This window comes from Crystallibacter degradans (genome assembly GCF_012952295.1).
Classification (GTDB): Bacteria; Actinomycetota; Actinomycetes; order Actinomycetales; family Micrococcaceae; genus Crystallibacter; species Crystallibacter degradans.
The window spans coordinates 20,466-44,003 of the sequence record NZ_JABBCH010000003.1; the positions used below are offsets into that span (position 1 = coordinate 20,466).

Here is a 23,538-nt window from a genome sequence, read left to right on the forward strand (position 1 = left end):
ACGGCCTGGCCATCAGCTGGTCCGCAACGGCCAGGGCCGCCAGCCCTCCGGAACTTCTTGCAGCTTCAGCTCAGCCTCGCGGAGCCGGATCCCGGCGACGGCATCGGGCTCTCCCCTGCCGCCTTCCTCCCAGGCACCGTCCGCCGCCGTCAACGCATATTCGCTCCACCCGCGCCGGCCCACCGGATACCGCTCACCGTAGCCGCCGGCGGCTACCGCAAGCACCAGCCGCTCCAGCCGGTCGGCCTCCGATTCGGCAGTTTCGTCGCAGGCGTCGCAGCCGCAGGACGGGAAGATGAACTCGTGCAGCAACCCGGCATGCACCACCACGCCGGGGTAACTGGTAAACCCGATAGTCAGGACCGCGGCGCCAGGGTCGCGGGGACTTAGCCGGACCGCTTCCCGCACCTCATCGGAGTGCACCAGCAGATCCGGCACGTGCTCAGGGTCAGGATCCACATCGACGTCGTAGACCTCACCAAGGTGCTCGATCAGTGCGCGGGCCACGGTGTGCAGTCCGGCGAAGCGCTCAGTATTGCTGTCCATGCTGTAGGCCTCGGGCAGCGGGCCGTCCTCGCCCCACCTGCTCCCGTATGGAATGGGCTGTCCGTCCGGCGAGCTGAACACTTCCACCGGCAGCGCCGGCCGGATGTACGGGGGTTGGTCTGGCGCAGGCTGCGCCGGCCGCGGTTGCATGGCGGGCAGGTTTTCTGCCTCTTCGCTCTCCCACTCCTGGATGACGGAGATGAATCCCTGCAGCCACTCGGCATCGGCATCGCGGATCCGTCCGGGCAGACCCTCGATCTCGAACTGCAGGTCATCGTTTCCGACGGTCGGTGAACCACCCTCGAAAGTCCGCCACTGGGCGTCCGGCCGCAGGCTGGCCAGCACGTTTCCAGCGAATACTCCTGCCGCGGCTTCGAGCGCACTGTCATTGGCGATCGTGGCACCGGACGAGTGCATTAATTCCACGAGCCGGGCCGAATCGGATGCCAGCTGGCGTGCGTCCACGTCCTGTTCGATGCAGAAGGCGACGAATGGCCCGTACCCACGCGCGTGCCGGACCGGCCGCTGGGTTTCGGACTCCGGCCGATAGAGCGCCCGCGAGCGCCGCATCGGTTCAGGCAGTTCTACCGCGGGTCCCTCGAAAACATCCTCAGCATCTCCCATGACCAGATCCTAGCCCGCATCGTCCGGATGTGGGCACCGAGGGTGTGCGGGCTGGCCGCGCTGCGTCTGGCCATATGCGTAGCGGTCCTGTGATCATTGGACCATGGCCGTGGAAACAGATGAGCAGGCCAGCGGCTGGAGACGCGGCTGGTCATGGGTAAAGTCGAAGCTGACCGCTCCCCGTACACTGTTGGCGTTTAAGGCTGCGCTGGCGGCAGCGCTGGCTTTTTTCATCGCAACGTTCATGCCGGGCGTCGTCGATGACTACCCGTACTACGCCCCGCTGGGCGCCGTCATCAGCATGTATCCAACGCTGATGGGCTCGGCGAAGGCAGGACTGCAGACCCTGACCGGCCTCGCCATCGGAATCTTCCTGGCCTCGATCATCCTGTTCACTGGAATCCCTTCGCTGCCGGGGGTTGCTTTCGTCGTCGGGGCCGGGGTTCTGATCGCGGGCAGCAAAAGGCTCGGCAATGGGCAGGAGTATGTGCCGGTAACGGCGCTGTTTGTCCTGATCATCGGCGGCCCCAATGCGGAGGCATTCTCGCTCGGGTACATCGTCCAGATGGCCGTGGGTATTGCCGTGGGACTGGCCGTCAACGCCCTGATATTCCCGCCCCTGAACTTTAGCGCGGCAGCCCTGAAGCTCTCGGACTTCCGTACTCTTCTAGCACGGCATGTGGACGAGATCGGAGAAGCACTGACCGAACGCTGGCCGCCGGAACATGAGGACTGGTCCACCCGAAGCCAGGCCTTGATGGAAGGTGCCGCTGCGGTCCGCAGCGCGGTATCGAAAGCAGACCAGGGACGCAAGGGAAACCCCCGCGCGTTGCGATACCGCCGGAACCTGCAGACCGACTTCGCGGACCTGTATGCCTTGGAAAACATCACATTCCACGTCCGCGACATCAGCGACGTGCTCTCCTCAGCCGTCTGGGGAAAGCCGTTTCCAGCCGAACTCCCACCGGAAATGTGCGCGCCCATCAGCGACGCCATGCACGCCGTTGCCGCGCTGCTGCGCGCATGGGACACCTGGACCGAGGATCACCCCAGTCTCGCCGAAGCCGACGCCGCGCTTGCGATGCTGCAGGAAAAGATGGATCAGGAACGCCAGCAGGGCGCCGCCGCATTAACTGCCACCGCCTCGGTAGCGATGGCCCTCAAACGCATCATCGACGGAATCCGCCTACGCGTCGTGCCGGATGTCACGGACGCCCGGTAGCGGGTGCGCCGAGGGCGCGTGGTGAGCACCGCCGTCGTTGGTTGGAATTGCACCGGCAGACTGCCCCGGCTCGACGACCACGAACTGGCCCATCATGCCCTCGTCTTCGTGCAGCAGCAGGTGGCAGTGGAACATGTACGGCAGCTGCGGATCCGCGTAGTCCTCGAAAGTCATGATCAACCGGTAGGTTTTCTGCGGCGACAGGTACACCGTGTCCTTCCGGCCGGCCAGGTGAGCGGGCGGGGCTTCGCCGTCGATGCTCAGGATCTGGAACTGCACGTCGTGGATGTGGAAGTTGTGCGGGAACAGGTTCTTGTTGCGCACCTCCCACACCTCGGTGGCGCCGAGCGTGACGGTTTCGTCGATCCTGCCCATGTCCATGGTTCGGCCGTTGATCTTGCGCCCCTCGAGTTCAAAAGAGCGGGTCACGGAGGCGTCGAATTCGTCCGTCCCGAAATCACTCAAGGTGGGGGAAACAGCGGACGACGGCGCCAGCTCACCGGCGGCGCGCAACTCCAGGACGTCGAAGGAATCGTTGGCACCGAAAGCGAACGGAGCGGCCACCGCACCAAGATCCGGCTCCGAGGAGCGCAGCATCGCCGTGGTTCCCGGTTCCACCGCCACCACAATCTCGGCGCGCTCTCCCGGCGAGAGCTGGATGTTGCGCTGCTCCAGCGGCGAGCGCAGCAGCCCGCCGTCGGTGGCCACCAGTTGGAACGGCCGGCCGTCCTCAAAGCCGAAGTTGTAGATGCGCGCCGTGGAGCCGTTGAGCAGCCGGAGCCGGACCTTCTCAGTGGTCACCTTGTGGTGCGCGCCGATGGTCCCGTTGACCATGACCGTGCTGCCGAGCAGACCGATCTCGTTGCCATCGTTCTGCAGGGTCAGCTGGCCGTCCTCGGTGAACTGCTTGTCCTGCACAATCACCGGGATGTCGTCCACGCCGTATTCCGAGGGCAGGCCGGAAGCGGCGGTGTCCTCATCGTCGAGGATGAACATGCCGGCCAGGCCGCGGTACACCTGGTCCTCGGTCTCGCCGTGCGGATGCGGGTGGTACCAGAGGGTGGCGCCCGGCTAGTCGATCAGCCACTCCGGATGCCAGGTCCCGCCCGGTTCCATCTCCTGGTGCGGGCCGCCGTCCATCGCCGCGGGCAGGTGCATGCCGTGCCAGTGGACGCTGGTGGTCCTCTCCAGCTGATTGCTGAAGTTCACGGCAACCTTCTCGCCGCGCTTGGCCCGGAGCGTGGGCCCGAGGAAGCTGCCGTTGAAGCCCATGGTTTCAGTGGCGGAAGTATCGGTTGAGAAGTAGTTTGAGAAGTCGGTTGTGCCGGACTGGGCCGTCAGGTCGAAAACCCGCGTGCCGTCGTCGTCAATCCTGGATTCAGCCAGCGGCGGGATGTGCAGCGGCTGGTCAAAGTCAGCCGGCACCGTCACTTCGGAGATTGACCCGCAGCCGGCGAGCGCCAGCATCACCGCGGCGCCGAGCGCCAGGAGTCTGGGAGAACGCCGCTTCATCGCGCCTCCCCAGCCTGTCCAGCCTGCACGCGCCGCAGCCCCTGCACGCCCCACGCCAGCAAACCCGCAACCAGCCCGTAGAATGCGTTGCTCAGTACCAGCGGGACGAGGACAAACGGCATCGCCAACGGCCCGCGCAGCTCGCCGGTCAGGATCGGCGTCAGGAGGGCGCTGATCACCATCAGGTAGACCGCGTACGCCACACCGGCCAGCACGAGCGTCAGGACGGGGCGTCCGACGTTGCCAAGTCCGACAATCAGGATCCAGGCCAGCGCGATCGCGAGAATCAGGATCGGGGCCACGGCCCGCATGCCGAGGGCCTCGACGACGCCGGTCATGCGCGCGAGGGGATGGATGAGGCCCAACGCGCCGAGCCCCAAAATCAGCGGCCATTGGAGGGAGGATTTACGTGTTTGTTCCATGGCTTCAACGCTAGGAAGCGGACGGGCCAGCCACATCGGCCCCCTGCCGTCACTTGCAGTAGGCAGGTGTGTGGCGGATTGTCGTTGAAAAGCGACAACGGGATACTGCAGCAGGCGGACGCGCCCCGGCGGCAACTCCTACGATGGCAAGCATGGACAGAACTGCCAGGACCGAAGAGGCCCATCCCCGGCTGGTCGATGCCCTGCTGGCGGTCGGCATGGCACTGGCGGTCTCAGTGGTCATCGCCGCGGATCTGGAAGGCACCGACCAGACCCAGCCGGCGGCGTATCTGTTCGCGGTCTGCTTCGGCCTGCTGATGCTGGCCCGGCGGCGCTTCCCCCGGATCGTCCTGGCGGCGACCATCCTCGGCATCTTCGCCTACTACGCCCTGGGCTACCCGCCCATCGGCATCTCGCTTCCCGCCGTGGCCGCCGTCTATTCCGCGGCCGAGGCAAACCGCACGCGCTGGGCCGCCGGCGCGGGCGCGGTGCTGATCGCCGTCTCCGCCTACTTCCGGATCAAGGAAGGCCAGCCCACGGCGTACCTGGTCAGCTACGAGCTCATCACCAACATCGCCCTCATTGCGGCGGCGATCGCCCTCGGCGTGACGGTGCGGATGCGCCGCGAGTCCCGTGCCCAGCAGGAGCGCCTGACCCTGCTCACCGCCGCCCAGCACGCGCGCGAGGCCGAACAGCGCATCCACGAGGAACGCATCCGCATGGCCCGGGATCTGCACGACGTCATCGGCCACACCATGTCGGTCATCTCGGTCCACAGCAACGTAGCCGCAGAAGCGATAGGGAACGACGACGGCGCCGCCGCCCGGGCCATCGAACAGATCCGCACGGCTACCTCGGAGACGATGAAGGAGCTGCGGTCCACGGTCAAGCTGCTCCGCTCCCCGGAGTCCGGCAACGGCCGCACCGCGGTGGGGCTCGACGGCGTGGAGCAGCTCTTCGGCTCGGCGCGCGAAACAGGGCTGGCAGTGGATGCCGCCATCACGGTGGCTCCCGGCGAGCTGTCTGGCACCATCGATGCGGCGGCCTACCGGATCGTCCAGGAGTCGCTGACCAACGTGATCCGGCACGCCCATGCCTCCCGTGTGGAAGTTTCGGCCGGTGTGGAGGATGGGGTGCTCCGGCTGGAGATAACAGACAGCGGTCGTGGGTCCGCGTCGGCCGATGCTGGAGCAACCGCTGACCCTTCCGGCCACGGACTGATCGGCATGCGGGAGCGGGCCACCCAACTCGGCGGCTACCTCAGCGCGGAGAAGACCTCGGCCGGATTTGTGGTCCGCGCGCAATTACCCGCGAGACTGGAACCATAATCCGGATAGTGCTGGTCGACGACCAGGAACTGGTACGCACGGGACTGCGCACCCTCGCCGAGCGCGACGGCGATATCGAGGCCGTGGCGGAGGCCGACAACGGCGAGACCGGGCTGGACGCCGTCCGCCGGCACAAGCCCGACGTTGTGCTCATGGACATCCGGATGCCGGTCATGGACGGCTTGGAAGCGACGTCGAAGATCATCGCCGATGAGTCGCTCGCCGGAGTGCGCGTCCTGATCCTGACCACCTTCGACGAGGACGAGAACGTCTTTGAGGCCATCCGGATCGGCGCCGCCGGCTACCTGCTCAAGGACATCTCGCCAGCCGAGCTCCGCCACGCTATCCGGGTGGTGGCCGAGGGCGAGTCCCTGCTCTCGCCCTCGATCACCCGCAAGGTTATGCAGTCCCTGGCCAGCGGTGCTGCGCTGAAGGTCGACGACCGGCCCTTACTGCACCTGACGGAACGCGAGCGCGAAGTCCTCGCCCAGATCGGCCGCGGCCTGTCCAACGACGAGCTTGCACAGAAGCTCTTCATCAGCCCTGCAACCGCCCGCACCTATGTGAGCCGTTTGCTCGCGAAACTACACGCCCGCGACCGCGCCCAGCTGGTAGTCCTTGCCTACGAAACAGGCCTGGTCTCGCCGGGGTCAGCCGAAAGGTAAGACCAGGAGAACTGTCGTGTCCACTCGCGCGGCGTCGACCGCCCCGAACTGCCGGGAGTCCACGGACTCAAGCCTGTTGTCTCCCATCAGGAAGAGCTGGCCGGCGGGTACGCTCACCGGCCAGAAAAATATGCCGCCCAGCTGATCACTGTTGACGTAGGGCTCACCCAAAGAACAGGGGTATCGGCATGTAGGATTTCCAGAACTCGGACCTGCTGGACGCGATTACGATCGTCCGGCTCCTAGACCGAGGCAGGGACCGCGACGTCGTAGCGTTCCTTGTCCCTATACCGTGGACGAGCTACGCACCGTTTCCCTCGCCTTGGCGACGGTGGCCCCCCTCCTGACCAGGAAGCCGGCGGACTTAAAGCCGTAACGTTATCTGTCTCTGATCGCCGCGGGGAATGGCGAAACAAACGAGGGCAGCAGACCGGTGCCGATAGACTCCGAGCATGGATTTGTGGGACTGGGTAGAAACGTTGCTCGACGGGCTGGTCGGTGCCGCAGTCGGCGCCGGCGTGGCCGGCATCACGAAGCCCAGCTCGTCAAGCAGGAAGACGCGCTCGCCATGCAAATCAGAGCACAGCAGTTGTTTGACGAGACGGACCGCATGCACCAGGCCGCCGCCGATCTGCTGGCCGACTTTGCACTCTTTGCGCGGGCAGCCACCGACCCCCAGGACCGCGAGGAGTACGATCTGGTCGTAATCTCCCAGAAACTGCACATAGACCTCAACCGCGTCTACTTTGACCTTAGGGCGGAGGATTACGGCTTCTACGATGTCACGGCCGATTGGGTGAAATTCCTTCTGACGCGGAAGCCGCACCATCGCGCTATGGCCGAAGTCAGGGACAGAGACATGGAGCAGAGCGGAGCCTTGGGGATTTCTCCTCAGGTGGACGAGGAGGAAATAGTTCGGATTCAGTTCGCAGCTTCCGTGACCACCGCCCAAGTGTCCTGGCTCTCCATGCAGATTGCCTCCTGGGTCCGGGCTCCGTTCGGCAACCGCGCCGGCATCGTGGAGACAATGAGGGCCTCCCTCAACATCGCCAAAATAACGGACGAGGCGTGGGACGCTCACTTCCCCCCAGACAACAGCGGTCGGGAAGCACTTCCACTCTTCTATTAATTTCCGCCAACCACGTCCAGAATAGGGCGCGAAGCAACACTGAAACCGGTCAGCCAGCCCCGCATGGCCTGCCTAGCCCGGTCCGCCTCGGTAGCTTCCCAGCCAGGTAGCTGGCTGTTTCGCGTGACCCGCCAAGCCGTAACCCGCCAGGATCCCCCTTCCCCTAATGCGCCCCTCACGCCGCCGGCCTGCCAAAGCAGACCCGAAGTCGGCCATCCATTCGGCGCACCCGGGTTTGGGAGAGACGGACCATCATGGATCCCCGAACTGAACGCGACAACCTGCTCAAGAACGTCCGAGCCCTCGCTGCGAAAGCTGATGCCTTGCGCCGCGACTTCACCGGCGCCGAGCAGGCAAAGATGAGACGGACATCGACCGGGTGAAGGAAATCAACACCATCCTGTCCAAGGCAGCCGAGTCCAAGCGGCTCATGTACGAAGTCGGCGACCTGCTTAAGGCCGAGGCCGACTTCAACCCTGCTAGCCCGGATGGCAAGGGCGGCACCCCGACGGTGAACGCAGCCAGCCGCTCCGGCTGGGGTAACGGTGGCGCGAAATACGAAAACGCACAGGGCGCCTTCACCGCTGCACCCCGTTCACCACCGGCATCGAGCAGGACATCATTGGTCCGACCCGGCCCTCGGCGTCCTCGGCCTCGTCCGGTTCGACGAGTAAACCTTCTGTGAAACCAACCAGTTCGCCTCCCCGCGCGAGTTCACGAAGATCACCAACGCCGCCGCCGTCCCCGACGGTACACGGAAGCCGGTCTCCGAGTACGAGCTGAAGGAAGTGCACGACAAGCTGAAGTTCATCGCGCACATCAGCGAGCCGATCCCTTCCTACCCGCTACCTGGAGGACTACAACGCCCTCAAGGAGTACCTGCAGGTGAACATGGCCCACGACCTCTACCGCGTCATCGGCCGGGAAATCATCAACGGAGAAGGCTGGGACACCGGGCTCACCGGGCATCCTCCAGACCAAGGGCGTCCCACAGAGGGCCTACGCCGCTTCCCTGCCGGCGACGACGCTACGGCGAGCCAGGACCACCCTCGCCAACGTGGACGAGCGCCCGAACGCCTGGCTCGTTAACCCGACGGATGCCGAGCAGATCGACCTCTTCACCGACGACCCGGGCCGCTTCCAAGCCCTGCGCGAAATCCTCGGCAACCTACCCGTCTTCCAAGACCGAAAGTGCCCGCAGGCCAGGCCGTCCTCGGCGACTGGAACCCGGCCGCCGTTGTCTCCAAGGCCGGGGACGGCGTCAGGCTCACAGCCATGGACGGTACACCGCACCGCAACGCCGAAGGCCAAATCTACGGCTCACTATGGGAATTCAACGAAGTCGCGCTCTGAACCGAAATTCGCGGTTTGAGGCCCCGCGGTCACGCGGCCCCAAGCATCTACCGTGGTGGGTCTGATGACCCCATGAACTGTCCGGATAGGCCGACATGATTCCCCGGCGTCGGCCTACCGAACTTCCGCATGATCGTTTAAGCCGATGGTTAGATAACCTTAGAGCTGGGCTTGACCGTGAGGGGAAAATCGTGCTGCGTAAAGAATTCGATGGCCATGATGTGTGGCGACAGATAAAGGCTATCAAGACTGCTGTTGGAGCGATGCCTGAAGCACTGGCGACACAAGAACAGGAACAACTCGACGCAATCTCGGTTATCGCAAATTACATCAGCAGCTTCAAAACTCTCGGAACTACTCACAGCCCGCTGTTCACGAAAGGAATGCTGGATTCAGTAGTCGCCCCGCTTGCCAGTGCGGCCACCCAGTTGAATGCACGCCAGAACGCAGCAAACCCGAACCATACTCAGCAAGCTTTGGCGCAAATAGAGTCTGCCCTCGTGACCATGGCGCCATGGCCTCGCCCATATACCAAGGGCGCCCAGGTAACACAAATGACTACCCTTTTTGAGGGTCTCCTCGATCGGCAAAAAGCAGAATCGGAGAAACTCAAGGATCACTATTCTTCCCTTCGCGATGAACTGGATGCTTACAAAGAAGACGCTAAGGCACTTCGGCAAGACGTGAATCGAGCGGAAGAAGACATTGCTGCGGAAGCAGCGGATGTCGCGAAGTTAATCACGGATCAAAAAGGCAGGATCGATACGGTCGTTCAGGACGGTTTGCAGGCAGTCGAAGGATTGACCGCCGCGAACCAAAAAGCTTTCAATACTTGGACTGAGGGAAGAGCAGTCGAATGGGAAAGCAGGGTTCAAGGCAACGTCGACCAGATACAAGGCTGCTTAGATGAGGCCACGGCGTCTCTGAGGGAATTGCAAAGCAAAGAGACTGAATACGCCAATCTAACCAGTGCCGTTGCGGCGACCAAGATGGCCCAACACTTCGAAACAGAGGCCATGTCCGGACGCATACAGTCTTGGATATTTTTCGGCTTCGGTGTGCTGTTTATAGTGGGTGCAGTTATCCCGCTGATTCTTCAAGCGTTCTCTCCCGGCGAGGGTGACCCATGGGTGTCCTTTGCGATAAGACTTTCTATCGGCGCGCTGCTTGCCACCGGAGCGACGATTGCTATCCGCCTTGGTTCAAAGAGAATGGACGAAGCTAACGCCAGCAAGCGAATGGAGCTTGAGCTCCGTACCTTCGGCCCCTTCCTGGCAAATGTGGATGACAAGGGCGACGTCGACAACGCCCGTCTCGAACTGGTGGACCGTGCATTTGGAAAAGGTTATGTGCAGTCCGTGGGCGCAGGGACACAGGAAGAAGTCGTGACGGTATCGGCTATGTCCGAGATTATTTCTGCTCTCGGGAAAGTCGTAAATAGGTAGATAGGCAAGTTGGCCATGTGTCCGAACTGCTACGCCGTCAAGACAAGAGGGTCTCGGACTGGTTTGGCGGGAGGAGTTGTTGAAGGTAGCCCGTCGAGCTGACGTCTCAAGCTCAGGCCTCCGCTGAGAACTGTTAATCGTGCACCTTGACGACCTTCATTGTGTTTTCTTTTCCGAACGCTCCCCGCGCCGGCAGCACTCGAGAATCCGTCCATCTGTTACTAAACGTGCGTCGCCGAGGGGACACTACAACCTAGCTACCTCTCGGCGACAGCCATCGCGGTCGCAAGGTCGCCATCGTGGCTCATGGACAAGTGCCAGAACTTCACACCCTTAGCCTCGGATGCAGCCGCCACCGTCCCGGTGAACTCCGGATAGGGGTCTCCGCCGTCGTCGACGCAGATGGTGCAGTCCTGCCAGTTCATCCCCACCGGCGCACCAAGAGCCTTCGCAATCGCTTCCTTAGCTGCGAAGCGCGCCGCCAAGGAGCGCGTATTCAGCACCCGTTCGGCCGGTGTGAACAACCGGTCCACCAGTCCCGGCGTCCGCTCCAGTTGCTTCCGGAAGCGCGACACCTCCACCACATCAACGCCGATTCCCACGATCATGTTTCATACCTATCCATGCAGCGGCCGCTCAGGCCTTGAATGAACAATAGCTGCCCGTTGGGAGATCCCATCGGACAGCTATTGTTTACGTCAGTTATGGCTTGAAGCCTCTACTCGACGGTGACGCTCTTGGCCAGGTTGCGCGGCTGGTCTACGTCGTAGCCCTTGGCGTTGGCCAGTTCGCAGGCGAAGATCTGCAGCGGCACGGTGGCCAGCAGCGGTGCGAGCAGGGTCGGGGTCTCCGGGATGTAGAAGACGTGCTCGGCGTAGGCCTTGACCGCTTCGTCGCCCTCTTCGGCGATGACGATGGTCTTGGCACCGCGGGCGCGGATCTCCTGGATGTTGGAGACAACCTTGGAGTGCAGCGAGTGGCGTCCGCGCGGCGAGGGCACGACGACGAAGACCGGCTGGCCTTCCTCGATCAGCGCGATCGGGCCGTGCTTGAGCTCACCGGCAGCGAAGCCTTCGGCGTGGATGTAGGCCAGTTCCTTGAGCTTCAGCGCGCCTTCCATGGCGACCGGGTAGCCGACGTGGCGGCCCAGGAACAGCACGGAGCGGGTTTCGGACATTTCGCGGGCCAGCTTCTTGATCTGGTCCGCGTTGTCCAGGACGGACTGGATCTTGGCCGGGATGGCGGCGAGGTCGGAGAGGATGTCCTTGATCTCGCCCTGGAACATGATCCCGCGCAACTGCGCCAGGTACAGGCCCAGCAGGTAGGCGGCGGTGATCTGCGCAAGGAACGCCTTGGTAGAGGCGACGGCGATTTCCGGGCCGGCGTGCGTGTAGAGCACGGCGTCGGATTCACGCGGGATGGTGGAGCCGTTGGTGTTGCAGATCGCCAGGGTCTTGGCGCCCTGCTCCTTGGCGTAGCGCACGGCCATCAGGGTGTCCATGGTCTCGCCGGACTGGGACATCGAGACGATCAGGGTGCGCTCGTCCACGATCGGGTCGCGGTAGCGGAACTCGTGGCTGAGCTCCACCTCGGTGGGGATCCGGACCCAGTGCTCAATGGCGTACTTGGCCACCTGCCCGGCGTACGCGGAGGTACCGCAGGCGAGCACGATGATCTTGTTGACGTTCTTCAGCTCCGCCGGGTCGATCCGGACCTCGTCGAGCGTGAGACGGCCATCGGCGTCGGAGCGGCCCAGCAGGGTCTGGCCCACGGCCTCGGGCTGGTCGTTGATTTCCTTCTCCATGAAGGAGGGGAAGCCGCCCTTTTCCGCGGCGGCAGCGTCCCAGTCCACGTAGAACTCGGTGCCCTCGGCCGGCTTGCCGAAGAAGTCGGTGATCTCGAAGCTGTCCGGGGTGATGGTGACAATCTGGTCCTGGCCCAGTTCCACCGCGCGGCGGGTGAAGTCGATGAAGCCGGACACGTCGGAGCCCAGGAAGTTCTCGTTCTCGCCCAGGCCCACTACCAGCGGGGAGTTGCGGCGGGCGGCAACGACGGCGTCGGGCTCGTCGGCGTGGATCGCCAGCAGCGTGAATGCGCCTTCGAGCTTCTGGCAGGCCTGCTGCATCGCCTGGGCCAGAACGGCCTTGCCGCCGTTGGAGTTAGCCAGCGAACGGTAGATGTCGCCGAGCAGTACGGCGGCTACCTCGGTGTCCGTTTCGGAGAGGAAGGTGTGGCCCTTGGCCAGCAGCGATGCCTTGACCTCGGCGAAGTTTTCGATGATGCCGTTGTGGATGACGGCGAGCTTGCCGTCATCGGCCAGGTGCGGGTGGGCGTTCTGGTCGGTCGGTCCGCCGTGCGTGGCCCACCGGGTGTGGCCAATGCCGGTCAGTGATACCGGCAGCGGACGCTCTTCCAGCTCGGTGACCAGGTTGCTGAGCTTGCCGGACTTCTTGCGGGACTCGATGCCGCCGTCGGCAATAACGGCAACGCCGGCAGAGTCATACCCGCGGTACTCCAGGCGCCGCAGCCCCTCCAGCACCACGTCGAGGGCACTGTGGCTGTCAATTCCAGGAGCAAGATCAGCACTGCTGCTTCCGGCCGGCAAGTCGCGGCGGCCTACATAACCTACGATTCCACACATGCCATAAAGCGTACCTGCCCCACCGCCGGAGAGCCGCACCGGCCGGGCATGAAACGCGGCACCACCAGCTAGCACCCGATTCTTGACGCCGGGTATACGTCGTCTTGATTTTGGGTAATGTGCCGCCCAACAGGCACAATTCGTTAAGTGAGTGATGAGACACCGAAGACGGCGTCGTCCAATGGTGAGAGTAACGTCACACCTTTTGTCGAGCTGGACCGGCAAACATGGTCCCGACTTTCCAACGAGATTGAACAGCCCCTCAACCAGGAAGATGTCGAGCGGCTGCGCGGTCTGGGCGAACAACTGAACATGGACGAGGTGCGCGAGGTCTACCTCCCGTTGTCCCGGCTGCTGAACCTCTACGTGGGCGCGGCCGGCGAACTCCACAAAGCCACCACCACCTTCCTTGGCGAACAGACCAGGCGCGTGCCGTTCGTTATCGGCGTCGCCGGTTCGGTCGCCGTCGGAAAATCCACTACCGCCCGCGTGCTGCGCGAGATGCTCCGCCGCTGGGAGGGCACCCCCAACGTCGAGCTGATCACCACGGACGGTTTCCTCTACCCGAACGAGGAACTTGAGCGCCGCGGCCTGATGGACCGCAAGGGCTTCCCCGAGTCCTATAACCGCCGCGCCCTGCTTCGCTTTGTCAGCGAGGTCAAGTCCGGCGCCGAGGAAGTCCGGGCTCCCTGGTACTCGCACCTGACCTACAACATTGTCCCGGGCAGGGAAGTTGTGGTCCGCCGTCCCGACGTGCTGATCGTCGAGGGGCTGAACGTGCTCCAGCCGGCACGTCCCCGCGCGGACGGCCGCTCCGGACTGGCGCTGAGCGATTTCTTCGATTTCTCCATTTATGTGGACGCTAAGACCTCGTATATTGAACAGTGGTATGTCAACCGGTTCCAGAAACTGCGCACCTCCGCGTTCGCGAATCCGGAATCGTACTTCCACCGCTACGCCTCGCTGACGGACGAGGAAGCCGTGGAAACGGCGCTGAGCATCTGGCGCCGCATCAACGAACCGAACCTGGAGCAGAACGTGCTTCCTACCCGTGGCCGGGCACAACTGGTGCTCACCAAGGACGCGGATCACTCGGTCCGCCGAATGCTGCTGCGGAAGACCTGACATGAACCCGCCCAGGATCGCTTCGAGGACGGTCGCCTTCGCCGCGGCCGTTGCCGTGCTCACCGGCTGCGCAGGTCCCTCCCCTGAACCTTCCAACCAAAGTATGACGGCGTCATCCGCCGTTGCGTCGTCACCGTCACCTTCGGGGGCGGGGCGCGACGAGGGAACAGCCGCCCCTGAAGCGGGAGAATCCAGCGTGGCCGAGACGGACGAGCCCCAGGCCCCTGCGGAGCCGGAGGAGACCAGCCGGCCCGAACAGCCGGAGGAACCGGGCCAGCAGACTGACCAGCCCGGCGCGGAAGGCCACGACGATCCGGCGAGCATCGACGTCGTTGTTAATAAGGCCCGGCCGCTTGAACCGGCAGATTACTCCCCGGCCGACCTGCGCTCCCCCAACGTGACCACCGGCCCGGGCGGCGCCGGTGCGCAGTTGCGGGAGGCCGCGGCCACTGCCGCCGAGGAAATGTTCGCCGCCGCCGCTACGGAGGGCGTGGGCATGACCATCGTGAGCGGATTCCGCTCCTACGACACGCAGGTCTCCACCTACCAGCACTGGGTCAACGTCAATGGCAAGGCCGGCGCCGACGAGGTTTCGGCGCGCCCGGGCTACTCGGAACACCAGACAGGCCTGGCCCTGGACATCGGCGACAGCAGCGGCGCCTGCAACCTCAGCGCCTGCTTCGCGGACACCGCCGCCGGCAGCTGGGCCGCGCAGAACGCCCACCGCTTCGGTTTTGTGGTCCGTTACCAGCCCGGGCAGCAAGACATTACGGGATATTCACCCGAGCCGTGGCACCTGCGTTTCATCGGCAAAGCCGACGCGGTCGACATGTACAACAGCGGTGCGAAAGCCCTGGAGACTTACTACGGATTGCCCGCAGCACCTGATTATCTTTGAACTGTTTCCCTAGAGCCCGCTAAAGATCCATTGCAATCGGTACGACTCGCGGTACATTAGGCGCATGTTACAAGGATTCAAAGAATTCATCATGAAGGGCAACGTCATTGACCTTGCCGTCGCTGTTGTCATCGGCACCGCTTTTGCCGCCGTGGTCAACTCCCTCGTCGGGGATGTCCTGATGCCGCTGATCTCGATGCTGGTCGGAACGCCCGACTTCAGCAACTTCCTGGTCTTCGGTGCGGTCAAGTTCGGCGCTTTCCTCACCGTCGTCATCAACTTCCTGCTCGTAGCCGCCGCCATCTACTTCGTCGTCGTCGTTCCCATGAACCACATGATCGAACGCCGCCACCGCCGCCTGGGCATCTTGCCTGAGGACGAACCAGCGGATCCGCAGGTCGTGCTGCTGACCGAAATCCGCGATTCCCTGCGCTCCCGCCAGTAAGAAACCGAACAGTTCAAACAACGTAGGCCTCCCCAGCGGGAGGCCTCCGTTCTTGTCAGGCGGCTCAGTCCGGAAGCCGGCGCCGCCTGGGACGAAGTGGCCCCCATTCTGTCAGGACGGGGACCACTTCCCGGGAGCTTTCCTACCGGTTTGTTACCGTCCCGGTCGCAGATCCGCCGCGAGTGGACTGGACCAGAACCGAGCGCACCGCCTGGCTGGGCGGAGGCCGCATCCGCAGGGTCCAGTTACCGAGCGTGTCGACCTGGGCCGTCCCCAGCTTCTTGATGGCCCGGCCCGGCGTGTTGTCGTAAATGACCACCGAAGTTGCCGGCGTCAGGATTGCGGTGTTGCCCGCAAGGGTCGAGGTCCCGTTGACGCGGAACTCCCTGCCCTGCCGGTAACGGGCATCCGCACCGATAGTCACCGTGTCCGTTTGAATCGCTAGTTCCACGGTAGCCGGAGCGCTTTGCGTCCCATCCTCGCCCGTGACAATCAGCTGCAGCTGGACGGGATCATTGTCGAGAGTTGCCGGCGCGGTGTCCGAGGTCTTGACAGCGTACGGCACCGTGACCGTCGGCGTCGCTGTGGTTTCATCCTTCCAGGTCACCTTCGGGCCGCTCGTCTGAGACCAGGTGAAGGCGGCGGCGCCTGTGGAGGTGCTGCCATCGAGCACCACGCTGGCACCTCGTGCGACGCTCGCCGATGCTGCCGTTGCCACGGCTTCCGGTGCTGCCGGGGTCTCGGGCTCTGCGGGGGTTTCAGGCTCCGTCGGCGTCTCAGGCTGAGTTGGCGTCTCAGGTTCGGTCGGTGTGGTTCCGCCTCCGGTTTCGGTGACCGGTCCGGGATCGGGAGCCGGAGTAGTCGGCTCCAGACCGATCGGTGTCGCGGCTCCCGCCGTGACCATGACCGGCAGGCTTGCTGTGTCACCGTTCGCAGCCGTCACGGTGACCTTGGACGGCGGCGCCTTGACCGGCCACGACACGGGCTGAGTGTCGGGGAGGTCTCCCATACCGGTCACGGCCAGCGGCCATCCAACGGCGGAGCTGGCGGCTACCGTCAGCTGTGTGCCGTCGTAGGTTGCCTGAGTGACGCTGATACCGGTCGGCTTTGTCACGTCGACGATGTTGCTGCTGGCTGGTTGGTCACTGATGTTGGTGATCTTGATCTGCGTCGGTGCCGTTTCGCCCGTCAACTGGATCCGGGCGTAGAAGCGGTTGGATCCGTCGTCGGTCACCATCGGGGTCGTGGCAAACATTCCCTCCTGCCCCTCGACCTGCAGCTGCGTGCCGCCGCTGGTGGCGAAAACGTCAATCATGTTGCCGTTGACCATGGCCTGGTCTGCCTGTACACCGTGGTTGGTGGCGATTTTGCCCTGGACGGTGAAGAGGTCGGTTGACAGATTGATGCCTTCGCCGGTGGCTGCGAACTGGTTGAAGTTTGACGGGCTGCCAATCACCTTGTGTTCCACGTCGGGATTGCCCAGATAGCCCTCGGGGGCTCCCGTATCCCATTTCAGGAAGGGTCCGATGTTGCTCTTCAGGGCAGTAGTGAAGTTACCGTTGGCTGGCGAAATGTCCTCCACCAACCGGCCGTCGCCGCTGGCATCCGTGTCCACGGTCACCGTTCCGTAGGGGTGCTGGAACGTCAGCGTGGTGTTGGCCGGCCCTTCCTTGACGACAATGCGCTGGCGGCCGAAGACGACTTGGTCGCCCGCAGTCACCGTATTGGAGAACGCGGCTTCCAGTCCGAGGGTCAGAATTGCCGAGCCGCCGCCGGGCAGGTCGAGCTCCGATCCTGCGAGCATGTAGAACGCTTCCTCCGGGAAGTTTTCCGGGAACGAAATCGGCGACTCCGGGGCCGGTATTTCGTCGAGCAGGAGTCCACAGAGGGGGTTCTGGAGATCGAGGCACAGCTCCACTCGAGTGCCTGTGCTGTCGCCATACCAAGCGGGGAATCCGTGCTCGGCATTGACAGGTCCCACGGTCGTGAGGTGATCGGTGTTTTTGACGGTGACTTCCGTTGCGGCGATTGCCGCACCTGCTCCGGTCGCGGTCAGTGCCACCGCTGCGAGAGTGGCGACAGTGCGTCGCCCTGGTGTGCGCCGGGCTGCCACCGGCTTTGGGGGTTGTAGCAAACGTGCTTTTAACATGACTTGCTCCTGCAATGGTTTGGTTAGGAGGAGGCCATCGTGGCTGTTAAATGTTGAAAAAAGCCTGAGGTGCCGGCTGCCGCGTCCGCAGTGATCCGGGAGGCTACGCAGCGGAAGCCCTGGGAATAGGTGTCCCGGACCTCGTTGCAGGTCGAGGTCCGGGACACTTTCTACCGAGGTGCTCCTACGCTGAAAAGTTTCAGCCACCCCGGCATTTGTCGTCTTCGTCCGTATGCGAGTGAACGGTGACGACGGTCTAAGGCCGTTACAGCTTGCGGCCTAAGAAGATCAACCGCCGAACCGAAGGTTGATGGTTTAAATGCTAAGTCCGTGTTCCTGCGGAAACCTTGGGACCAATCCCCCTGTCAAGCCCTTGGCATTTAGGGGTCGCTGAACCCCGAGCTTAGGGCTTGCGTTCGCCGCGGGCTCTGCCACTTGGACCAAGTAGCCGGCTCAGTGCGCGTGCTGCTTGTACGGATGTCCGGGTGTTCCTACCGGTTCCGTCCCGGTATATCCGTGGTCCTCGTCCATGGTGGTCTCATCGAAGGGATCGGCCCCGGCGAGCACCCTGTCCACCTGCTCCGGATCCATTTCCTGGGTCCACTTGCCGATCAGGACCGTGGCCACTGCGTTTCCGGTGAAGTTGGTCAAGGCACGAGCCTCCGACATGAGCCGGTCGATGCCCACTATCAGGCCAACACCTTCCACGAGATCCGGCCGGTGGGATTGCAGGCCGCCGGCCAATGTTGCGAGTCCGGCCCCGGTGACGCCGGCAGCTCCCTTCGAGGCGATGATCATGAAGATCAGGAGCGAGATCTGCTCCCCCAGCTGGAGGGGTGATCCTGTTGCCGCAATAACTGTCCCACCGGGCAGATTCCAGCACCATAGAAAACGTCCATTTACAAGGGTCAAAAGCCTTCTTTCCCGCGTAGCATTGGAGAAGACACTGGGAGCCCGCTCCGTGACTCCCGGACTTCTTTCCGCACGGAGACACCCATGCACAACAACCCAGCTTCAATCGCCTCCCGGCGCCCGCGGGTCGGCAAGACCGTCGCCGGAATTCTCGGCATGGCCGCCCTGATCGCCTCGGCCGGCCCCGTCTCGGCCCACCCCGGTCACCATGACCGTCCGGACAATCCGCCGGACAGCATCGAACTTCCCGACGCCTCCTCGGCCGAGGGCATCACCGCCGGAAGGGGCAGTGCCTTCTACGCGGGTGACCTCTTCGAGGGAGACATCTACCGCGGCAGCCTGCGCAGCGGAACGGCCGAGGAGATCATCGACGCTCCGGACGGCCGTAAGGCAGTGGGCATGGACTTCAGCAAACGGCATGATCTGCTTGCCGTTGCAGGCGGCGATACCGGCCAGGCCTACTTCTACGACACGGACACGGGCGAAACCGTGGCCAAGTACCAATTGGCTAAAGCGGGGACATCGTTCATCAACGATGTCACGCTGACCCGACGCGGTGCTTGGTTCACCAACTCGCTCCAGGGCGAGTTGTACTTCGTACCCATCGACCGCCACGACGGCGATCTTGGGAAGGCGAGAACACTGGATTTGAAGGGACCGGCCAGCCAGACACCCGGGGACTTCAACCTCAACGGCATTGCCGTGGCCGACGACGGCCGCACCCTGGTAGTCGCCCACTCGGCCAAGGCCGCACTCTTCACGGTCAATGCCCGAAGCGGGGAAAGCAGGCTCATCCGCAACCTGGACCTGCCCCATGTGGACGGTATCGTCGTCGACGGCCGCAATATCTGGGCCGTTCAGAACATGATCAACCAGGTAAGCCGGATCAGGGTTTCCGATGACCTGCGCCGCGGTGAAGTAAAGGAAGTCATCACCGACAAGTTCTTCCAAACACCGACGACGGCGGCACTCATCGGGGATGAGCTGGCCGTGGTGAACGCCAAGTTCGACACCGGGCTCCCACCGACGGCCGATACCTATGAGGTGGTTATCGTAGATGCCTTCGGCGAAGACTAGCGGCTAGTCTGCGGCGACCGGTTGCGGCAACCCGAGGTGCTGCTTGACCGCCGCTGCGAGCTGGTCTGCCGTGGTCTGGGCCGTGGCCATGTCGGCTGCCTCGACCATCACGCGGACCACGGGCTCGGTGCCCGAGGGTCGCAGTAGCACCCGGCCGGTTTCGCCGAGAACCGCGCTGGCGGCGGCGATGGCGGCCTGCAGCTCGGCGTTGGTTTTCACCGCGGCCTTGTCCACGTCCTTGACGTTGATCAGTACCTGCGGCAGGTGGTTCATGGCCTTCGCCAGCTCCGAGAGTGGTTTGCCGGTCTTGGCGACCTGGGCCGCGACCTGCAGGCCCGTGAGGACGCCGTCGCCGGTGGTGGCGTAGTCGGAGAAGATCACGTGGCCGGACTGCTCGCCGCCCAGGGAGTAACCGTGGGCGCGCATGCTTTCGAGCACGTAGCGGTCCCCCACCGCGGTCTCTTCGATCCGGACTCCGGCCGCCTGCAGCGCCAGCTTCATACCCAGGTTGCTCATCACCGTGGCCACCAGGACATTGTCCTTGAGCCGCCCGGAGTCCTTCATGGCCAGGGCCAGGATGGTCATGATCTCGTCACCATCAACCACGGTGCCGTTCTCATCCACGGCAAGGCAGCGGTCGGCGTCGCCATCGTGCGCGATGCCGAGGTTCGCGCCGTGGGCCACCACGGCCTTCTGCAGCTCCTCGAGGTGGGTGGAGCCCACGCCGTCGTTAATATTCAGGCCATCGGGCTCGGCGCCGATGACAACGATCTCGGCACCGGCGTCGGAGAAGACCTGCGGGGAGCAGCCGCTGGCCGCCCCGTGCGCGCAGTCGAGGACAACCTTGAGGCCGTCCAGACGCGCCGGCAGGGTCTGCAGCAGGTGGACGATGTAGCGGTCCTCGGCATCCGCGAAACGGGAGATACGCCCGACCTCGGCGCCCGTGGGACGGCGGCGGGGGTTCTTCATCTCGGTCTCGATGGCGTCCTCGACCTCGTCGGCCAGCTTGTGGCCGCCGCGGGCGAAGAACTTGATGCCGTTATCCGGCGCCGGGTTGTGCGAGGCGGAGATCATCACGCCGAAGTCCGCGCCCAGGTCCGCCACGAGGTAGGCGGCCGCAGGTGTGGGCAGCACGCCGGCGTCGTAAACATCAACGCCGGCGCTGGCGAGCCCTGCGGAGACGGCAGCGCTAATAAACTCGCCGCTGGCACGGGGATCCCGTGCGACGACGGCGGTGGGGCGCTTTCCGTCTTGAACCTGCCGGTGGCCAAGGACTACTGCGGCGGCCTGGGAAACTTCCATGGCCAGTTCTGCAGTGATCAGTCCATTGGCCAATCCGCGGACACCGTCGGTACCAAATAATCTAGACACAGGAGACCATTTTACGGGAGGGAAACAGAGCAGCATGACATATGGCTCGCAAAGCACCTCTTAAAGCCAAAACCCCGCCCGGTGGAATCCACTGGACGGGGTTTTTGAAGCAGTCCGGAGTAGCGCTGATAGCGCTTCCCGGAAAGCGCAGATTTAGCGCTTCGAGTACTGCGGTGCCTTACGGGCCTTCTTCAGACCAGCCTTCTTACGCTCGATGATACGGGCGTCGCGGGTCAGGAAGCCGGCCTTCTTCAGTGCCGGACGATTGTTCTCGCGGTCGATCTCGTTCAGCGCGCGGGCGATGCCCAGGCGCAGCGCACCGGCCTGGCCGGAAGGGCCGCCGCCGTTGATGCGTGCGAAAACGTCGTAAGCGTCATTCAGCTCAAGAAGCTTGAACGGGTCATTGACTTCCTGCTGGTGCAGCTTGTTCGGGAAGTAGTTGGCCAGCTCGCGACCGTTGATGGTCCACTTGCCGGAACCCGGAACGATGCGGACGCGGGCAATGGCTTCCTTGCGGCGGCCAACGGCGGCACCGGGGACGGTCAGGGCCGGGCGCTCCTTGGCAACGGCCTGGGTTGCCTCGGTGCCGCTTTCCGAGGTGTAGCTGGTGAGGTTCTCGCCAGCGGTGTTCAGCTCTTCAGTATTCTGAGCCACGATTCTCCTTGAATAAATTCTTTAGTTTGGTGGCCAGGACTACTGGGCGACCTGGGTAATTTCGAAGGTCTTCGGCTGCTGGGCAGCGTGCGGGTGCTCGGCACCTGCGTAGACCTTCAACTTGCCCAGCTGCTGGGCAGCCAGGGAGTTCTTGGGCAGCATGCCGCGGATTGCCTTCTCGACTGCGCGAACCGGGTTCTTCTCCAGCAGTTCTGCGTAGTTGACGGAGGACAGGCCACCCGGGAAACCGGAGTGGCGGTAGGCACGCTTCTGTTCGAGCTTGGCGCCGGTCAGGGCAACCTTCTCGGCGTTGATGATGATGACGAAATCGCCCATGTCCATATGCGGAGCAAAGGTCGGCTTGTGCTTTCCGCGCAGCAGTGTTGCGGTCTGGCTGGCAAGACGACCCAGGACAACGTCGGTGGCGTCAATGACGTGCCACTGGCGGTTGATATCGCCGGGCTTCGGGGTGTACGTACGCACGGTTTTTGCCTTCGTTTGTTGTTCTCAGGGTAGCGGCGCATCCGTAGCGGACACGCACGCAAGTTCATCTATGCGCTACCGGAACTTCAGGTGAGGACTGAAATGTAACCAGTGGTCCAGAGAATCTCGGCTATTTCCATGGACCAGGTGACTCTGCAACTGAGCCGTCTCACGGACATAGACGTATCGAGGTTGGACACGCACAACGACTACCAAGGTTACCGTGTTTGAGTGGATCAGGTCAAAAGGACCTGCGTGTTGCGCCACTGGCTCCTCGCGTACAGCCGTCGGGAGACGCAAACGCGTCCGCAGTTATTGCCGGAACGGGGCCGGATACCGACCTGTTCCAAACGGTTACTGCGGACGCGTTGGGTGCGAGGTGCCTGGTTAGCGTTCGATGTCGCCGCGGATGAAGGCTTCGACCTTGTCGCGGGCGATGTCGTCGTTGTACTGCTCGGGCGGGGACTTCATGAAGTAGCTCGACGCCGACAGGATCGGACCGCCCACCCCGCGGTCCAGGGCGATCTTCGCCGCGCGCACGGCGTCGATGATCACACCGGCGGAGTTCGGCGAGTCCCAGACCTCGAGCTTGTATTCCAGCGACACCGGGGCGTCGCCGAAGTTGCGTCCCTCCAGCCGGACGAAAGCCCACTTGCGGTCATCGAGCCACGCCACGTAGTCGGACGGGCCGATATGCACATCGTCCGCATGCATCTTCGCCTCGACGTTGGAGGTCACGGCCTGCGTCTTGGAGATCTTCTTCGACTCCAGCCGGTCCCGCTCGAGCATGTTCTTGAAGTCCATGTTCCCGCCGACGTTCAGCTGGTACGTCCTATCCAGGGTCACGCCGCGGTCTTCGAACAGCTTCGCCATCACCCGGTGCGTGATCGTCGCACCGATCTGGCTCTTGATGTCATCGCCGACAATCGGGACACCGGCGGCGGTGAACTTATCGGCCCACTCCTTGGTGCCCGCAATGAAGACGGGGAGCGCGTTGACGAAGCCCACGCCGGCATCGATCGCGCACTGCGCGTAGAACTTCGCGGCCGCCTCGGAACCGACCGGCAGGTAGCAGACCATCACGTCGACCTTGGCCGCGCGCAGCTCGGCCACGATGTCGACGGGCTCGTCCGGGGCCTCGACGATGGTTTCGCGGTAGTACTTGCCCAGGCCGTCCAGGGTGTGGCCGCGCTGGACCGTCACGCCCGTGGCCGGGACATCGGCGATCTTGATCGTGTTGTTTTCGCTGGCACCGATGGCGTCCGCCAGGTCCAGCCCGACCTTCTTGCTGTCCACATCAAACGCGGCAACGAACTCGACGTCGTTCACGTGGTACTTGCCGAACTGCACATGCATCAGGCCGGGAATGGTCGAATCCGGATCCGCGTCCCGGTAGTACTGGACGCCCTGCACCAGCGAGGCCGCACAGTTACCAACGCCAACGATCGCGACCCTGATGGGATTCTCTGCCACGGTTCTCCTTTGACAAACACTGCGATTTGGGGCCGCGTCCGGTGGAAGCGGCCTGTCCATTCTA

Annotated in this window: 25 protein-coding genes and 1 pseudogene; 12 read left to right on the forward strand and 14 right to left on the reverse strand. The window is 63.6% G+C overall.

The features are described from left to right. Positions 1–12 precede the first annotated feature (12 nt). Positions 13–1,170: a DUF6226 family protein gene (locus HGO92_RS23665; RefSeq protein WP_240974472.1), complete on the reverse strand. Its 1,158-nt coding sequence runs from the start codon at positions 1,168–1,170 to the stop codon at positions 13–15. A gap of 103 nt (positions 1,171–1,273) precedes the next feature. Between HGO92_RS23665 and HGO92_RS06695 the strand changes: the two genes are divergently transcribed. Further along, positions 1,274–2,392 carry an FUSC family protein gene (locus HGO92_RS06695; RefSeq protein ID WP_169993150.1) on the forward strand — a complete coding sequence of 373 codons (1,119 nt, stop codon included), beginning with the start codon at positions 1,274–1,276 and terminating at the stop codon, positions 2,390–2,392. Here the strand turns inward: HGO92_RS06695 and HGO92_RS23670 are convergent. The 3 genes from HGO92_RS23670 to HGO92_RS06705 are packed head-to-tail and all read right to left on the reverse strand — an operon-like array spanning position 2,357 to position 4,326. Further along, positions 2,357–3,409: a multicopper oxidase family protein gene (locus tag HGO92_RS23670; RefSeq protein WP_346768880.1), complete on the reverse strand. Its 1,053-nt coding sequence runs from the start codon at positions 3,407–3,409 to the stop codon at positions 2,357–2,359. The two genes, HGO92_RS06695 and HGO92_RS23670, sit on opposite strands and share 36 nt — an antisense overlap. Positions 3,410–3,463: 54 nt before the next feature. Next, the gene (locus HGO92_RS23675; protein WP_240974473.1) at positions 3,464–3,904 is read right to left on the reverse strand and encodes a multicopper oxidase domain-containing protein; all 441 of its coding nucleotides are present in this window, start codon (positions 3,902–3,904) and stop codon (positions 3,464–3,466) included. Beyond that, entirely contained in the window at positions 3,901–4,326 is a 426-nt protein-coding gene (locus HGO92_RS06705; RefSeq protein ID WP_169993152.1) for a hypothetical protein, read from the reverse strand. The genes HGO92_RS23675 and HGO92_RS06705 overlap by 4 nt, the downstream gene beginning before the upstream one ends. A 152-nt stretch (positions 4,327–4,478) precedes the next feature. On the opposite strand from HGO92_RS06705, the gene HGO92_RS06710 reads away from it, so the two are divergent. Both HGO92_RS06710 and HGO92_RS06715 read left to right on the forward strand, forming a co-directional pair. Continuing rightward, positions 4,479–5,654, forward strand: coding sequence for a sensor histidine kinase (locus HGO92_RS06710; RefSeq protein ID WP_169993154.1), 1,176 nt, complete (start codon positions 4,479–4,481; stop codon positions 5,652–5,654). After that, a complete protein-coding gene (locus tag HGO92_RS06715) occupies positions 5,651–6,319 on the forward strand; it encodes a response regulator transcription factor (protein WP_169993678.1) in 669 nt (222 codons plus the stop codon). Before HGO92_RS06710 ends, HGO92_RS06715 begins: the two co-directional genes overlap by 4 nt. Here HGO92_RS06715 and HGO92_RS24720 read toward each other — a convergent pair. After that, positions 6,305–6,436, reverse strand: coding sequence for a S26 family signal peptidase (locus HGO92_RS24720; protein ID WP_440915765.1), 132 nt, complete (start codon positions 6,434–6,436; stop codon positions 6,305–6,307). The two genes, HGO92_RS06715 and HGO92_RS24720, sit on opposite strands and share 15 nt — an antisense overlap. Before the next feature lie 451 nt (positions 6,437–6,887). On the opposite strand from HGO92_RS24720, the gene HGO92_RS06720 reads away from it, so the two are divergent. Next, positions 6,888–7,448 carry a hypothetical protein gene (locus tag HGO92_RS06720; protein WP_169993156.1) on the forward strand — a complete coding sequence of 187 codons (561 nt, stop codon included), beginning with the start codon at positions 6,888–6,890 and terminating at the stop codon, positions 7,446–7,448. Between the two features lie 254 nt (positions 7,449–7,702). Then, positions 7,703–7,831 carry a hypothetical protein gene (locus HGO92_RS24235; RefSeq protein WP_277351877.1) on the forward strand — a complete coding sequence of 43 codons (129 nt, stop codon included), beginning with the start codon at positions 7,703–7,705 and terminating at the stop codon, positions 7,829–7,831. A 195-nt stretch (positions 7,832–8,026) separates the two neighbouring features. Here HGO92_RS24235 and HGO92_RS06725 read toward each other — a convergent pair whose 3' ends face one another. After that, a complete protein-coding gene (locus tag HGO92_RS06725; RefSeq protein WP_169993158.1) occupies positions 8,027–8,266 on the reverse strand; it encodes a hypothetical protein in 240 nt (79 codons plus the stop codon). A gap of 67 nt (positions 8,267–8,333) precedes the next feature. On the opposite strand from HGO92_RS06725, the gene HGO92_RS06730 reads away from it, so the two are divergent. The 3 genes from HGO92_RS06730 to HGO92_RS06740 all read left to right on the forward strand — a co-directional run bounded on the left by HGO92_RS06730 (position 8,334) and on the right by HGO92_RS06740 (position 10,246). Next, positions 8,334–8,537 (forward strand): hypothetical protein, encoded by a 204-nt coding sequence (locus tag HGO92_RS06730; RefSeq protein WP_169993160.1) that lies wholly within the window; start codon positions 8,334–8,336, stop codon positions 8,535–8,537. A 102-nt stretch (positions 8,538–8,639) separates the two neighbouring features. Next, entirely contained in the window at positions 8,640–8,801 is a 162-nt protein-coding gene (locus HGO92_RS06735; RefSeq protein ID WP_169993162.1) for a hypothetical protein, read from the forward strand. 191 nt (positions 8,802–8,992) lie between these two features. Beyond that, the gene (locus HGO92_RS06740; RefSeq protein WP_169993164.1) at positions 8,993–10,246 is read left to right on the forward strand and encodes a hypothetical protein; all 1,254 of its coding nucleotides are present in this window, start codon (positions 8,993–8,995) and stop codon (positions 10,244–10,246) included. Between the two features lie 257 nt (positions 10,247–10,503). Here the strand turns inward: HGO92_RS06740 and HGO92_RS06745 are convergent, their stop codons facing one another. Beyond that, positions 10,504–10,854, reverse strand: a complete 351-nt coding sequence (locus HGO92_RS06745; protein WP_169993166.1) for a holo-ACP synthase — start codon at positions 10,852–10,854, stop codon at positions 10,504–10,506. Between the two features lie 110 nt (positions 10,855–10,964). Continuing rightward, positions 10,965–12,887, reverse strand: coding sequence for a glutamine--fructose-6-phosphate transaminase (isomerizing) (glmS, locus tag HGO92_RS06750; protein WP_169993168.1), 1,923 nt, complete (start codon positions 12,885–12,887; stop codon positions 10,965–10,967). 147 nt (positions 12,888–13,034) lie between these two features. On the opposite strand from glmS, the gene coaA reads away from it, so the two are divergent. The 3 genes from coaA to mscL all read left to right on the forward strand — a co-directional run bounded on the left by coaA (position 13,035) and on the right by mscL (position 15,355). Beyond that, positions 13,035–14,012, forward strand: a complete 978-nt coding sequence (coaA, locus tag HGO92_RS06755; protein ID WP_169993169.1) for a type I pantothenate kinase — start codon at positions 13,035–13,037, stop codon at positions 14,010–14,012. Between the two features lie 103 nt (positions 14,013–14,115). Then, entirely contained in the window at positions 14,116–14,910 is a 795-nt protein-coding gene (locus HGO92_RS23680) for a M15 family metallopeptidase (RefSeq protein WP_240974474.1), read from the forward strand. Between the two features lie 64 nt (positions 14,911–14,974). Continuing rightward, positions 14,975–15,355, forward strand: coding sequence for a large conductance mechanosensitive channel protein MscL (gene mscL, locus HGO92_RS06765; protein ID WP_169993171.1), 381 nt, complete (start codon positions 14,975–14,977; stop codon positions 15,353–15,355). A gap of 142 nt (positions 15,356–15,497) precedes the next feature. On the opposite strand, the gene HGO92_RS06770 is transcribed toward mscL, so the two are convergent. Together HGO92_RS06770 and HGO92_RS06775 are read right to left on the reverse strand one after the other, a co-directional pair. Continuing rightward, on the reverse strand, positions 15,498–17,417 hold the full coding sequence (locus HGO92_RS06770) for a hypothetical protein (RefSeq protein WP_169993173.1): 1,920 nt from the start codon (positions 17,415–17,417) through the stop codon (positions 15,498–15,500). A 540-nt stretch (positions 17,418–17,957) separates the two neighbouring features. Continuing rightward, a pseudogene (locus HGO92_RS06775) lies at positions 17,958–18,362 on the reverse strand (cation:dicarboxylate symporter family transporter); the annotation flags it as partial. A 138-nt stretch (positions 18,363–18,500) separates the two neighbouring features. Here HGO92_RS06775 and HGO92_RS06780 point away from each other — a divergent pair. Beyond that, a complete protein-coding gene (locus tag HGO92_RS06780) occupies positions 18,501–19,493 on the forward strand; it encodes an SMP-30/gluconolactonase/LRE family protein (RefSeq protein WP_240974475.1) in 993 nt (330 codons plus the stop codon). A gap of 3 nt (positions 19,494–19,496) precedes the next feature. Here HGO92_RS06780 and glmM read toward each other — a convergent pair whose 3' ends face one another. The 4 genes from glmM to HGO92_RS06800 form a co-directional block, all read right to left on the reverse strand. Further along, positions 19,497–20,864, reverse strand: coding sequence for a phosphoglucosamine mutase (gene glmM / locus HGO92_RS06785; protein WP_169993175.1), 1,368 nt, complete (start codon positions 20,862–20,864; stop codon positions 19,497–19,499). 153 nt (positions 20,865–21,017) lie between these two features. After that, positions 21,018–21,518 carry a 30S ribosomal protein S9 gene (gene rpsI / locus HGO92_RS06790; protein ID WP_169993176.1) on the reverse strand — a complete coding sequence of 167 codons (501 nt, stop codon included), beginning with the start codon at positions 21,516–21,518 and terminating at the stop codon, positions 21,018–21,020. Positions 21,519–21,557: 39 nt separating this feature from the next. Continuing rightward, a complete protein-coding gene (gene rplM / locus HGO92_RS06795; protein WP_169993178.1) occupies positions 21,558–22,001 on the reverse strand; it encodes a 50S ribosomal protein L13 in 444 nt (147 codons plus the stop codon). A gap of 387 nt (positions 22,002–22,388) precedes the next feature. Then, a complete protein-coding gene (locus HGO92_RS06800) occupies positions 22,389–23,474 on the reverse strand; it encodes an inositol-3-phosphate synthase (RefSeq protein WP_169993180.1) in 1,086 nt (361 codons plus the stop codon). Positions 23,475–23,538: the final 64 nt, after the last annotated feature.